Origin of the sequence: Tenacibaculum geojense, assembly GCF_042676005.1 — a bacterium.
GTDB classification, from domain to species: Bacteria; Bacteroidota; Bacteroidia; order Flavobacteriales; family Flavobacteriaceae; genus Polaribacter; species Polaribacter geojense.
In genome coordinates this window covers 91,129-105,481 of sequence record NZ_JBHTJR010000057.1, presented here as the reverse complement: position 1 = coordinate 105,481, position 14,353 = coordinate 91,129, and the positions used below count along the sequence as shown (strand labels likewise).

The following is a 14,353-nucleotide window of genomic DNA, read 5'->3' as shown; positions in this document are numbered from 1 at the left end:
AAGTGCTATTAAATCTTTTCTTTTCATTTTATCATATATTTTTTTTTAAAAATCTACTTACTTGCAAAAAGTTTAACATCGTTTTCAGACACTTCCTTTTCACCGAGAATTAATAATCTTTCAACTACGTTTCTAAGTTCTCTAATATTACCTGTCCAGTCGTATTCTTGCAACATTTTAATGGCTCCTTTTGAGAAATCTTTTTTCGGCATACCCTGTTCTTCAGCTATTTTTTTACAGAAATGACTTACTAATAATGGAATATCATCTCTCCTATCATTTAATGCTGGAACTTTTATTAAAATTACTGCTAACCTATGGTATAAATCTTCACGAAATCTACCTTCTGCAATTTCTTTTTTTAAGTCTTTATTAGTTGCAGCTAATACTCTAACATTTACTTTAATATCCTTATCACTCCCAACTCTAGAAACTCTATTTTCTTGAAGTGCTCTTAACACTTTTGCTTGGGCAGATAAACTCATATCTCCAATTTCATCTAAAAAAATAGTTCCGCCGTTTGCTGCTTCAAATTTTCCAGCTCTATCTTTGTTAGCACCTGTAAAACTTCCTTTTACATGACCAAAAAGCTCACTTTCTATTAATTCAGAAGGTATTGCCGCACAGTTAACCTCAATCATTGGAGCTTTAGACCTATCTGATTTTTCATGCAACCAATGCGCAACTAATTCTTTACCTGTACCATTGGGTCCGGTAATTAACACACGAGCATCTGTTGCTGCTACCTTTTCTATGATTTCTTTAATATGAGAGATTTCATCACTCTCCCCAATCATTTCATAACTTTTACTTACTTTTTTCTTCAAACGCTTGTTCTCTACCACCAATTCTTTTTTATCCAAAGCATTTCTTACAGTGTTTAACAAACGATTTAAATCTGGCGGTTTTGATATATAATCAAAAGCACCTAAACGCATTGTGTTTACAGCGGTATCTAAATCACCATGACCAGATATCATTACCATTGGTATTTCTGGTTTAATTTTTCTAACTTTCTCTAGTACCTCAACACCATCCATTTTTGGCATTTTAATATCACAGAACACTAAATCGTAGTCGTTTTTTTGAATCAACTCAATACCAGCCAATCCATCTTCAGCTTCTTCTAGTTCATACGCATCATTTTCTTCAGAAATAATTTTTTTAAGTACTCTACGAATTGCTGCTTCGTCTTCTATTAATAAAATTTTTGCCATACATATATTTTTTAAACAAGTAAATCACTTAGATAAAGCTTACTTGTTACGTTTAGTTTGGTATTAAAACTCAAAAAGCGAGCCATTTTACTCACTTTTTGTTTCTTCTTTAATTAAATTTCCACTTACAATATGAATATCTCTTTGAGGAAATGGTATTGAAATATTATTCTCTTTAAATAACTTATTGATTGTAAAACGAATATCACTTTTAGGAATTGCTGCCTGAAAACTATCGTTTAACGTAAAAATAAGTCGGAAATTTAAAGCACTATCTCCAAAATTGGTAAATAACACCATTGGTTCTGGATATTTTAAAACCTTAGGATGTTCTGAAGCTGCTTGTAATAATAGCTTTTTAACCAAATCAACATCACTACCATAAGCTACACCAACTTCTACATTTTCACGGGTAGTTGTTCCGTTTTGAGTCCAGTTAAATAAACTATTAGTTAAGTATAAATGGTTAGGTATTACTAAAACCTTATTATCTATAGTAACAGCTCTGGTGGTTCTCAATCTAATTTCATCAACTCTTCCAATTTTACCATCTAGTTCAATAATATCTCCCACATGTACGCTTTGGTCAACAATTATGAAAATTCCTGAAATTATATCCTGAAAAAACGTTTGTAAAGCCAAACCAACACCAATTAATAATGCTGCAGAAGCCGCAAAAAGTGCTGTTATTTCTACACCAGAACTTTGAAGTGTTATTAAAAATATAATGATATAAACCAACCACTTTCCAAAAGAAAAAATAGTATCAAACTTATTTTTATCTTGGTTTTGTAATCTTTTAACTACGTACTTCTTAAAAAGCTTTAGTAAAATAGACGTTATTAATATTAAACTAATAGCTATTAATAATGACTTTACACTAATACTAATGTTTTTATTGTAGGTAAACTCGTAGTTTAAAAATTCTTTAATTTCTTTCATATAATTTAAGCACTATAACGAATCCATTTCCATAAATCTTTATAGGTTGGCTTTTTACCATACATTAAAATACCAACTCTATATATTTTAGCAGCTAACCAAACAACAGCTAAAAATGTAAAGATAAGAATTAACATAGAAACTAATATTTCCCACCAAGCAACTCCAAACGGAACACGCATTAACATTACAATTGGTGATGTTAATGGAATATGAGAAAATACTACAGATACCGGCCCGTGTGGATCATCTATAACAGTAAAGGCACCAACATAAACAGCTAACATTAATGGCAACATTACTGGCATCATAAATTGTTGTGTATCTGTTTCGCTATCCACAGCTGCACCTATTGCTGCAAATAATGAGCTGTATAACATATAACCTGCTAAAAAGTAAAAAATAAATAAGAAAAAAAGTTCTACTAAAGGTAATCTAAAAACTTCTTGTAACAACATCTGAACTTTATCATTAGCTCCCGCTACTTGTTGCATCGCTTCAGAAGAGGAACCTCCATTCATATCCGACATATTTAGTCCAAAAACTGTTGACACCACTACATTTAATATAATTAATAAAATACCCCAAATTGCAAATTGTAATAAACCAGCTGTGGCATTTCCTATAATTTTACCTAACATTAATTGAAATGGCTTTACAGAAGATACAATTACTTCAATAATTCTGCTTGTTTTCTCCTCTATAACACTTCTCATCACTGAAGTTCCATAAATAATAACAAACATCATTAGTAAGTAACCTGCAATACCTCCTACTGCTATTTTTAATGCATTAATTAATTTAGATGATTGCTCTCCTGAAAAATTAAACATTTTAATGTTAGATTTTATTTTTGATGATGCTATTTTAGCCTCATCAATTCCTAACTGTTGCATCTTTAAGCTTCTAAGCTTCTGATTAACATTTCCTTCTATTTGATCAAGTGTACTTATTCCGGGAGTATCTTTAGAGAAAAACTCAACAGATGCCGCTAACAGTTCTAAACTATCTATTTTGGGTAAATATAAAACACCATAATACCTACCATCTTCCACTTCCTTTTTAGTTGCTTCTAAACCTAGTTTTGTAAAATCTTCATACTTTATGTTTTTGGTGTCTTTAAAATCATCTTTAGTAAACAACCCTGAGTTATCTACATAAGTAATTTTTTTAATCTTTTCATCATTCTTTTTCGTTAAAAACACCACTAAAGCAATCATCCCAACTGCTATAATAGGACTTAAAAAAGTCATGATTATAAAAGATTTATTTCTAACCTTTGCTATAAACTCTCTTTGAATTATTAATAATAACTTGTTCATTATTGGTTTGTTTTGTCTACAGTTTGAATAAAAATATCGTTAGCACTTGGTACAAGCTCTACAAAATGATTTACTGATCCCTTAGTATTTAAAAAAGACAATAAGTCTGAAGCTGCTGCTTCATTAGGTAACTTTACATTTAATTGTAAACCTTTGTGTAATGTTTTAAAATCTGCAGGATAAACTTCAAATCTAGATTTTAATTCCTGCTGAACCTCTAACGAATTGCTTGTTTGTAAACCAACTTGAAAAGTATTAGTTCTGTAAGTTCTTTTTATATCTTCTAGCTTACCGTCTAAAATTTTATTTGACTTGTTAATCAAAGCAATATAATCACACATTTCTTCAACACTTTCCATTCTATGCGTAGAAAATATAATGGTAGCTCCTTCGTCTCGTAACTGTAAAATTTCTTTGGCTATTAATTGCGCATTAATAGGATCGAAACCTGAAAAAGGCTCATCAAATATTAATAATTTAGGTTGATGCAATACGGTAACTATAAATTGAACTTTTTGAGCCATTCCTTTTGACAACTCTTCAATCTTCTTATTCCACCAAGCACCAATATCAAATTTATCAAACCAATACTTTAATCGTTTTTTAGCTTCAGCCTTGCTCATTCCTTTTAGCTGAGCTAAGTATAAGGCCTGCTCTCCTACTTTCATAGATTTGTACAAACCTCTTTCTTCTGGCAAATAACCAATTTGTTCTATATGATGTGGTGCTAGTTTCTCTCCATCTAATATTACCTCACCAGAATCAGGCATTGTAATTTGATTAATAATCCTTATTAAAGATGTTTTTCCAGCTCCGTTTGGCCCTAATAATCCAAAAACACTTCCTTTAGGTATATGAAGCGATACATCATTTAATGCAGTGTACTCTCCATATCGTTTCACTACATTATTAACTTCTAATAAATTACTCATTGAATTTTAAACAATTAATAGGTTTTAAGGTAGACAAACTTACATTTTTTATGCCTATTTGTTATCATATTTACAAAAAGCTTGCATAAAAATTTACTATGCGTGCATAATTTTTTTTAAATTTACTATGCATGCATAATAAAATTGTTTATCTTTGAATCCAGCTTATGGACAAAAACAAAACAATAGATCATCAATTAAGAGCTACATGGCAGGCGGTTGCTAAAATGTACAACGAGCAAGCTTCTAAGCATGACAGTACTATGGCAATGGCTTTTGTACTATTAAATATAGATCAAGAAAACGGAACCCCCTCTACTGCTCTTGGCCCATTAATGGGTATGGAGCCCACAAGCTTATCCCGAATTTTAAAATCAATGGAAGATAAAGGTTTAATAATACGCAAGAAAAACCCAGAAGATGGAAGAAGCGTATTAATTAAGCTTACACAATTTGGAAAAGACAAAAGAGAGGTTTCTAAAGGTCATGTATATCAATTTAATAATAAGGTAAAAGAAAACCTTTCAGAACAAGAAATAGAAACGTTTTTTAAAGTTACACAAACTATAAACAAACTTATAGCGGAAAGAGAAATATATCCAGATATTTCTTCAGAAGCTGTATAAATTCAAACCATATTAACTAATGAGCAAAAGAAGAATTAAAAAAGTAGCAATCATCGGTTCCGGAATTATGGGAAGCGGTATCGCTTGTCACTTTGCTAACATTGGCGTTGACGTATTATTATTGGATATTGTTCCAAGAGAAGTAAACGACAAAGAGAAGGCAAAAGGTTTAACTCTAGAAGACAAAGTTGTTCGTAATCGTATTGTAAATGATGCGTTAACTGCAGCTTTAAAATCTAAACCATCACCTATTTACAACAAAAAGTTTGCTAGTAGAATTACTACAGGAAACTTAGATGACGATTTACACAAAATTAAAGATGTAGATTGGGTAATGGAGGTTGTGGTAGAACGCTTAGATATTAAACAAAGTGTATTTGAAAAAGTAGAAAAATATCGTACACCAGGTACTATTATTTCTTCTAACACTTCTGGTATTCCTATTAAGTTTATGAACGAAGGCCGTAGCGAAGATTTCCGTAAACACTTTGCTGTTACTCACTTCTTCAATCCGCCTCGTTACTTAAAATTATTTGAAGTAGTACCAGGTCCAGATTGTGATCCTGCAGTTACTGATTTCTTAATGGAGTATGGTGAGAAATTTTTAGGTAAAACTTCTGTTTTAGCAAAAGATACTCCAGCATTTATTGGAAATCGTATTGGTATCTTCGGAATTCAATCTTTATTCCACCAAGTAAAAGAATTAGGTTTAACGGTAGAAGAAGTTGATAAATTAACGGGACCAGTAATCGGTCGTCCAAAATCAGCTACTTTCCGTACAGTAGACGTTGTAGGATTAGATACTTTAGTACATGTTGCTAATGGTATTTATGAAAACTGTCCTAATGACGAAGCTCACGACTTATTCAAATTACCAGATTTCATCAACACAATGATGGAAAACAAATGGTTAGGAAGTAAAACTAAACAAGGTTTTTATAAAAAATCTGTTAACGCAGAAGGTAAAAAAGAAATTCTTGCATTAGACTTAGATACGATGGAATATCGTCCATCGAAGAAAGCGAAATTTGCTACATTAGAATTAACTAAAACAATCGACAAACCAATTGATCGATTTAAAGTATTAGTTGGTGGTAAAGATAAAGCGGGTGAGTTCTACCGTAAGAACTTCGCAGCAATGTTTGCTTATGTTCAAAATAGAATTCCTGAAATTTCAGATGAATTATATAGAATTGATGATGCTATGAAAGCTGGATTTGGATGGGAAAATGGACCATTCGAAATTTGGGATGCTGTAGGTGTTGAAAAAGGTATCGAATTAATGAAAGCTGAAGGTAAAGAGCCTGCTGCTTGGGTAACTGAAATGGTTGCTAAAGGAGAAACTGCTTTCTATACTGTTAAAGACGGTGCTACGTATTATTATGATGTAAATGAAAAAGCTCAAGTTAAAAAGCCTGGACAAGATTCATTTATCATCTTAGATAACATTAGAAAATCTAATGAAGTATTCAAAAACTCAGGAGTTGTAATTGAAGATTTAGGAGACGGTATCTTAAACTGTGAGTTCCAATCTAAAATGAATACGATTGGTGGAGATGTTTTAGCTGGATTAAACAAAGCAGTTGATTTAGCTGAAAAAGATTTTGAAGGATTAGTAGTAGGAAATCAAGGTGCAAACTTCTCTGTAGGAGCAAACATTGGTATGATTTTCATGATGGCTGTTGAGCAAGAGTATGATGAGTTGAACATGGCTATCAAATATTTCCAAGATACCATGATGCGTATGCGTTATTCTTCTATTCCTGTTATTGCTGCTCCTCATGGAATGGCTTTAGGTGGAGGATGTGAATTATCATTACACGCAGACAAAGTTGTTGCTGCTGCTGAAACTTACATGGGATTAGTTGAATTTGGTGTTGGAGTTATCCCTGGTGGTGGTGGATCTAAAGAAATGGCTTTAAGAGCGTCTGATACATTCCGTCCAGGAGATGTTCAATTAAACGTTTTACAAGAGTATTTCTTAACTATCGGAATGGCAAAAGTATCTACTTCTGCTTACGAAGCTTTTGATTTAGGATTATTACAGCAAGGAAAAGATGTTGTTGTTGTAAATAGAGATCGTCAAATCGCAGAAGCTAAGAAACATGCATTACTATTAGCGGAAGCTGGTTATACACAACCTGTAAGCCGTAAAGATGTTTTAGTTCTTGGTAAACAAGCATTAGGTGCGTTTATGGTTGCTACGGATTCAATGCAAGCTAGTAGATTCATTTCAGAGCACGATCAAAAGATTGCAAACAAACTAGCTTATGTAATGGCTGGTGGAGATTTATCAGAACCAACAAAAGTTTCTGAACAGTACTTATTAGACATTGAACGTGAAGCATTCTTAAGTCTAACTACAGAACGTAAAACATTGGAGCGTATTCAGCACATGTTAAAAACTGGTAAACCATTAAGAAACTAAACAATGAAAACAGCATATATAGTAAAAGGATATAGAACTGCCGTAGGAAAGTCAAAAAGAGGTGGTTTTAGATTTAAAAGAGCAGATGAATTAGCTGCTGAGACAATTCAATACATGATGGGAAAACTTCCTGAGTTTGACGTTAAACGTATTGATGATGTAATTGTAGGAAATGCAATGCCAGAGGGATCTCAAGGATTAAACATGGCTCGTATTATTTCATTAATTGGATTAGATTCTGTTGATGTTCCTGGAGTTACTGTGAACCGTTTCTGTTCTTCAGGATTAGAAACAATTGGTATGGCTGTGGCAAAAATCCAGTCAGGAATGGCTGAATGTATTATTGCGGGTGGTGCTGAAAGCATGACTTCTGTTCCTATGACAGGTTTCAAACCAGAACTAAACTACAATATTGTGAATGCTGGTCATGAAGATTATTACTGGGGAATGGGAAATACAGCGGAAGCTGTAGCTCAAGAATACAATGTTTCTCGTGCTGATCAAGATGAGTTTGCTTTCAACTCTCATATGAAAGCTTTAAGAGCATTAGATGAAAATCGTTTCCAAGATCAAATCGTTCCTATTGAAGTTGAAGAAACTTATGTGGATGGAAATGGTAAAAAAGCGACTCGTAAATTTACTGTAACTAAAGATGAAGGACCTCGTAGAGGAACTAGCGTTGAAGCATTAGGAAGATTGCGTCCTGTATTTGCTGCAAACGGATCGGTTACTGCAGGAAACTCTTCACAAACAAGTGATGGTGCTGCATTCGTAATGGTAATGAGCGAAGAGATGGTGAAAGAATTAAACCTTGAACCAATTGCTCGTATGGTAAGTTATGCTGCTGCAGGTGTCCCTCCAAGAATTATGGGAATTGGTCCAGTTGCTGCTATTCCAAAAGCATTAAAGCAAGCAGGTTTACAACAAAACGATATTGATTTAATTGAATTAAATGAAGCATTTGCTTCTCAATCATTAGCAGTTATAAGAGAATTAGGATTAAATCCTGACATTATCAATGTAAATGGTGGAGCTATTGCATTAGGTCACCCATTAGGATGTACAGGAGCTAAGTTATCAGTACAGTTATTCGATGAAATGCGTAAACGTGAAATGAAAAACAAGTACGGAATGGTAACTATGTGTGTAGGTACTGGTCAGGGTGCTGCTGGTATTTTTGAATTTTTAAACTAATATTTTCAAAACAAAAAATTAATTAAAATGGCTGAAACAGTTAATAAAGATATTTTAAGAGGAGGGCAATTTTTAGTAAAAGAAACTAAGTGCGAAGACATTTTTACTCCTGAAGATTTTACAGAAGAGCAAACAATGATGAGAGACGCAGTTAAAGAATTTAACGAGCGTGAAATCATTCCTAACAAAACGCGTTTTGAAGCAAAAGACTATGCGTTAACGGAAGAAACTATGCGTAAAGCTGGTGAATTAGGATTCTTAGGTGTTGCCGTTCCTGAAACTTATGGAGGATTAGGAATGGGATTCGTTTCTACTATGTTAGTATGTGACTACATTTCAAGTGGAACAGGATCTTTCAGTACAGCTTTTGGTGCACATACAGGAATCGGAACAATGCCGATTACCTTATATGGAACCGAAGAGCAAAAACAAAAATATGTACCAGCTTTAGCAATGGGTGAGCGTTTTGGAGCTTACTGTTTAACAGAGCCAGGTGCTGGATCTGATGCAAACTCTGGTAAAACTACTGCTGAGTTAACGGAAGATGGTAAGCATTATAAAATTAACGGACAAAAAATGTGGATTTCTAATGCAGGTTTTGCTGAGATTTTCATCGTTTTTGCTCGTATTGGAGATGATAAAAACATTACTGGATTTATTTTAGAGTATGACAAGAATAATCCGAACGGAGTAACATTAGGTGAGGAAGAGCACAAATTAGGTATTAGAGCTTCTTCTACGCGTCAGGTATTCTTTAATGATACGTTAATTCCAGTTGAGAATATGTTATCTGAGCGTGGAGGTGGATTTAAAATTGCAATGAACGCATTAAACGTTGGTCGTATTAAATTAGCTGCTGCTTGTTTAGATTCACAAAGAAGAATTATTACAGATGCTGTAAAATATGCAAATGAGCGTAAGCAATTCAAAACATCAATTTCTGAGTTTGGTGCTATCAAAATGAAATTAGCAGAAATGGCTACTAGTGCCTATGTTGGTGAATCTGCATCTTATAGAGCTGCTAAAAACATTGAAGATAGAATTGCAATTAGAGAAGCAGAAGGTAACTCACATCAAGATGCTGAATTAAAAGGTGTTGAAGAATATGCAATCGAATGTTCTATTTTAAAAGTTGCTGTTTCTGAAGATGTTCAAAACTGTTCTGACGAAGGTATCCAGATTTTTGGAGGTATGGGATTCTCTGAAGAAACTCCAATGGAAGCTGCTTGGAGAGATGCTCGTATTGCTCGTATTTACGAAGGTACAAACGAAATTAACCGTTTACTTTCTGTTGGTATGTTAGTAAAGAAAGCAATGAAAGGACATGTTGATTTATTAAACCCTGCAATGAAAGTTGCTGATGAATTAATGGGAATTCCTTCATTCGATACGCCAGATTACTCTGAATTATTCTCTGAAGAAAAAGAGATTTTAGGTAAGTTAAAGAAAGTATTCTTAATGGTTGCTGGATCAGCTTTACAAAAATTCGGACCAGAATTAGAGAAGCACCAACAATTATTAACTGCTGCTTCAAATATTCTAATTGAAATTTACATGGCAGAATCAGGAATTTTACGTACAGAGAAAAACGTAAAAAGATTTGGTGAAGCTGCTCAAAAAGAGCAAATCGCAATGGCTAAATTATATTTATACAATGCTGTAGAAATCATTACTCAAAATGCAAGAGAAGGTATTATTTCTTTCGCGGAGGGTGACGAGCAACGTATGATGTTAATGGGACTTAAGCGTTTCACAAAGTATGCAAACTACCCTAACGTAGTTGAATTACGTAATACAATCGCAGAAAAATTAAAAGCAGAAAATCAATACTGCTTCTAAACCATATTGCTCGAAAGAGCTAACAATTTTCTTCAACTTTTTTATAGGTTTTAGAATTTAGTTGTTTGTTTAAAAAGATCGTTAACGATAGTTAACGGTCTTTTTTGTTTTATTTTCTATTAAAATAATAACACAAAAAAAATAAATTCAATTATACTTTTTAGTAACTTAGTGTATTAGATATTAGGTATTTATAAAATATTCCTTAAAAATGTTATAATGCTATTATCTTATTTGGTTGCAATAAAAAGATAAGATGGATGCTAAAAGAAATTCTAACCAAGTCTGAAAAAAACAAAATATCTATTTTAAGTAAAATTGATATTATATTTATAATACTATCGTTTACGGTATGCTTAACCGTAATTTTTGCATGGATAAGTGGTAATAAGAGCTTATTAAGTATTTTGCCTAACGGAGCAACCATGAAGTTTAATACTGCTTTAGTATTGTGCTTATTAACTACTACAATTTTATTAAACAAACAAAATAGCTTACTAACAACATATATACACAATGCAATACTTGTATTTGTAATTAGCGTAGCGTTAATCACATTATTAAGCTATGTTGACATATCTATCATTGATATTGACAACATTTTTGTTATGGATACTTTATCACAAAACAACCCAGGTAGAATGTCTCCTGCAACAGCAATATCTTCAATACTAGCGTCATTTGGCTTTATAGGGTTAAAAAGTAAAAACATAAAAATAAAATATACAGGCGAAGCTTTTGCTTTTCTTACAATAACAATTTGTTTAATTGCATTAATCTCTTTTATATTACAGATTCCAATAAGTAATAAAGCTATTTTTTTTAAAACTATGGCTATTCATACTTCATTATTATTTATGGGAATTTCATTTTCACTGCTATTTAATAATAAAGATTCAGTATTTAGAAAACTATTTATTTTAGATTTAGTTGGTAGTAAACTTTTAAGACGTTTATTACCAGTTATCATCCTTTTTTCTATAATACTTAGTTATACAATTTTACTTGCTATTAATAACAACAAAATAGACTCTTCTTTTGGACTTGTATTTTATACTGCCTTGAGTATTCCCTTAATAGTAGGTTATATATCTATATTGGCAATAGACATAAACAAAGCAGCTTATGAAAGAAGAGAGTTAAAACATAAACTACAGAACAAAAACAGAGATTTAGAACAATTTATTGAAGGGTTAGAAAAAGTAACGATTATAGCAAAATCTACTCCCGATGGATATTTAAAATACGTGAATGATAAATTTTGTGAAATATCAAAATACAGCAGAGAAGAATTAATTAACCAACATTTTAGCATCATCAGTTCTGGATTTCATTCTAAAGATTTTTATGATTCAATGTGGGAAACAATAACTAAAGGTAATATTTGGACTGGTGATGTTAAACACAAAGATAAAAATGGTAATTATTATTGGGTGTACACCGGAGTTGTTCCTTTTAAAGATGAAAAAGGAAATATTACTGAAAACCTAATTATTAAATACGATATTTCTCAAAGAAAAAAACAAGAAAAAATATTAAAATCAAAATACGTTCAACAATTAGAATTTAAAAACAAAGAATTAGAGCAATTTGCCTACGTAGCCAGTCATGATTTACAAGAACCCCTACGAACTATCATAAGCTTTACGCAACTTATGCAAGAGAGTAATTATGATAATTTAGATGATTTGGGTAAAAGAAGTATGAACTATGTTCTGGATGCGTCTGAAAGAATGAGCACATTAATAAAAGGTTTATTAGACTATAGTAGGCTAGATAAAGATCATACATTAGAATTAATAGACTGTAATGAACTCATAAAAGAAGTAATTGAAGATTTATCAAAAAAAATAGAAGAAACCAATACTACAATTAAATATAATGAACTACCTACCATTGTAGGATATAAATTGCCTTTAAGGCTATTATTTCAGAACCTAATTTCAAACAGTATTAAGTTTACAAAAGAAGGTGTGAGCCCCATAATTGAGATTTTTGCTGAAAAAACAAAGGGTAAATGGCAATTTTCAGTAAAAGATAATGGTATTGGTATTGCAGAAAATTATCAGAAAAAAATATTTATAATATTTCAAAGACTACATAACCGAACTGAATATGAGGGAACCGGAATAGGTTTAGCACATTGTAAAAAAATAGTTGATTTACATGGCGGAGATATTTGGGTAAACTCAGTTGAAAATAATGGAAGTACATTCCACTTTACAATTCCTAAAACCAAAACTAATGATAAAACTAAAAAGCATACTACTAGTTGATGACGATGAACCAACCAACTTTTTACACAAAATGATAATTGATAAAACGGGGTTTGTCGAAGAAGTTGCTACTGCTTTAAACGGTATAGAAGCTTTAAAATATATTAAAGAAGCCGTTAAAGGTAAGCATCCAGAACCTGATTTGATATTTTTAGACATCAATATGCCAGCCATGAATGGATGGGAATTTTTAGAAGAATACAAAAAATTAGATGATGTAAAAAAACGTCAGTTTGTTGTAGTTATGTTAACAACCTCTTTAAACCCCGACGATAAAAAAAGAGCCGAAGAAGAATATGGTATTGTTAATGGATTTATTAATAAACCACTAACTAAAGATATTTTAAAAGAAATTATCGAAAAGCATTTCACCTGATACTAGATTTCTTTAACTAATTGAGGGAATCCTATACCTGTTTAAAGAATTGAACATTATTTCTGATCGAGTAAAAATAAAAAGGGACTGAAAACAGTCCCTTTTTTATTTATATTAGATAATACTATTCTAAAGCTCCTAAATATCTTTCAGCATCTAAAGCTGCCATACATCCAGTACCAGCTGCTGTTACAGCTTGTCTGTATTCTTTATCTTGAACATCACCAGCTGCAAATACTCCAGGTAAATTAGTTTTAGTAGATTTTCCATTAGTTATTAAATAACCTGTTTCATCCATATCTAAAACACCTTTAAACAAGTCAGTGTTTGGTTTATGTCCAATAGCAATAAACACACCAGTTACAGGAATATCTTTTTTATCACCTGTTTGGTTATTAACAGCTCTTACCCCTTCAACAACATTGTCTCCTAAAACCTCATCAATCTCAGTATTATACAAAACTTCAATATTTTCAGTTTTATTAACTCTATGTTGCATTGCTTTAGAAGCTCTCATATAATCTTTTCTTACTAACATAGTAACTTTACTACAAATATTCGCAAGGTAAGTAGCTTCTTCTGCCGCTGTATCACCTGCACCTACTACTACTACATCTTGACCTTTGTAAAAGAAACCATCACAAGTTGCACAAGCCGAAACACCGCCACCAATTAAACGTTGTTCACTTTCTAAACCTAAATATTTAGCGGTAGCTCCTGTAGAAATAATTACGGTATCCGCAATAATTTCTTTAGCATCATCTACAATAACTTTATGTTTACCTCCTATTTCATTAGAGAATTCAGTTTTTGTAACCATTCCAAAACGCACATCTGTACCAAAACGCTCTGCCTGATTTTTTAAATCCTCCATCATTGCAGTACCATCTGTACCATTAGGGTAACCAGGGAAATTATCTACTTCTGTAGTTGTAGTTAACTGACCTCCCATTTGCATACCTGTATACATAACTGGTTTCATATCTGCTCTTGCTGCATAAATTGCTGCTGTGTATCCTGCTGGTCCCGAACCTATAATAAGGCATTTTACATTTTCTGTTGTTTCTGACATGGGGTTATAAATTTTACTTACAAATTTAAGTTTTTTGATAAATTATAAAATGATATTAAATATATAATTTTGCTATTAGTCGATAAAAAATAATAATCATACAAAAAATTGTTTTTTTTGATTGGTAAT

The 14,353-nt window shown here is 32.1% G+C and carries 11 protein-coding genes; 6 read left to right on the top strand and 5 right to left on the bottom strand.

Annotation, left to right across the window (positions count from 1 at the left end):
• Nucleotides 1-53: 53 nt before the first annotated feature.
• The 4 genes from ACFQ1U_RS13325 to ACFQ1U_RS13310 form a co-directional block, all read right to left on the bottom strand.
• Nucleotides 54-1,217 carry a sigma-54-dependent transcriptional regulator gene (locus tag ACFQ1U_RS13325; protein ID WP_386109207.1) on the bottom strand — a complete coding sequence of 388 codons (1,164 nt, stop codon included), beginning with the start codon at nucleotides 1,215-1,217 and terminating at the stop codon, nucleotides 54-56.
• 87 nt (nucleotides 1,218-1,304) lie between these two features.
• Nucleotides 1,305-2,159, bottom strand: a complete 855-nt coding sequence (locus ACFQ1U_RS13320) for a mechanosensitive ion channel family protein (protein ID WP_386109205.1) — start codon at nucleotides 2,157-2,159, stop codon at nucleotides 1,305-1,307.
• Between the two features lie 5 nt (nucleotides 2,160-2,164).
• Nucleotides 2,165-3,481, bottom strand: coding sequence for an ABC transporter permease (locus ACFQ1U_RS13315; RefSeq protein ID WP_386109203.1), 1,317 nt, complete (start codon nucleotides 3,479-3,481; stop codon nucleotides 2,165-2,167).
• Nucleotides 3,481-4,413 carry an ABC transporter ATP-binding protein gene (locus ACFQ1U_RS13310; RefSeq protein ID WP_386109201.1) on the bottom strand — a complete coding sequence of 311 codons (933 nt, stop codon included), beginning with the start codon at nucleotides 4,411-4,413 and terminating at the stop codon, nucleotides 3,481-3,483. The genes ACFQ1U_RS13315 and ACFQ1U_RS13310 overlap by 1 nt, the downstream gene beginning before the upstream one ends.
• Nucleotides 4,414-4,580: 167 nt before the next feature.
• Between ACFQ1U_RS13310 and ACFQ1U_RS13305 the strand changes: the two genes are divergently transcribed.
• The 6 genes from ACFQ1U_RS13305 to ACFQ1U_RS13280 all read left to right on the top strand — a co-directional run bounded on the left by ACFQ1U_RS13305 (nucleotide 4,581) and on the right by ACFQ1U_RS13280 (nucleotide 13,152).
• Complete coding sequence (locus ACFQ1U_RS13305) at nucleotides 4,581-5,039, top strand: MarR family winged helix-turn-helix transcriptional regulator (RefSeq protein ID WP_386109199.1); 459 nt, start codon at nucleotides 4,581-4,583, stop codon at nucleotides 5,037-5,039.
• Between the two features lie 19 nt (nucleotides 5,040-5,058).
• Nucleotides 5,059-7,467, top strand: a complete 2,409-nt coding sequence (locus tag ACFQ1U_RS13300) for a 3-hydroxyacyl-CoA dehydrogenase/enoyl-CoA hydratase family protein (protein WP_386109197.1) — start codon at nucleotides 5,059-5,061, stop codon at nucleotides 7,465-7,467.
• Between the two features lie 3 nt (nucleotides 7,468-7,470).
• The gene (locus tag ACFQ1U_RS13295) at nucleotides 7,471-8,661 is read left to right on the top strand and encodes an acetyl-CoA C-acyltransferase (protein ID WP_386109195.1); all 1,191 of its coding nucleotides are present in this window, start codon (nucleotides 7,471-7,473) and stop codon (nucleotides 8,659-8,661) included.
• Between the two features lie 27 nt (nucleotides 8,662-8,688).
• Nucleotides 8,689-10,500, top strand: coding sequence for an acyl-CoA dehydrogenase family protein (locus ACFQ1U_RS13290; protein ID WP_386109193.1), 1,812 nt, complete (start codon nucleotides 8,689-8,691; stop codon nucleotides 10,498-10,500).
• 260 nt (nucleotides 10,501-10,760) lie between these two features.
• Nucleotides 10,761-12,776 (top strand): sensor histidine kinase, encoded by a 2,016-nt coding sequence (locus tag ACFQ1U_RS13285; RefSeq protein WP_386109191.1) that lies wholly within the window; start codon nucleotides 10,761-10,763, stop codon nucleotides 12,774-12,776.
• A complete protein-coding gene (locus ACFQ1U_RS13280) occupies nucleotides 12,745-13,152 on the top strand; it encodes a response regulator (RefSeq protein WP_386109189.1) in 408 nt (135 codons plus the stop codon). The genes ACFQ1U_RS13285 and ACFQ1U_RS13280 overlap by 32 nt, the downstream gene beginning before the upstream one ends.
• A 124-nt stretch (nucleotides 13,153-13,276) precedes the next feature.
• Here ACFQ1U_RS13280 and trxB read toward each other — a convergent pair whose 3' ends face one another.
• On the bottom strand, nucleotides 13,277-14,224 hold the full coding sequence (gene trxB / locus ACFQ1U_RS13275) for a thioredoxin-disulfide reductase (protein WP_386109187.1): 948 nt from the start codon (nucleotides 14,222-14,224) through the stop codon (nucleotides 13,277-13,279).
• Nucleotides 14,225-14,353: the final 129 nt, after the last annotated feature.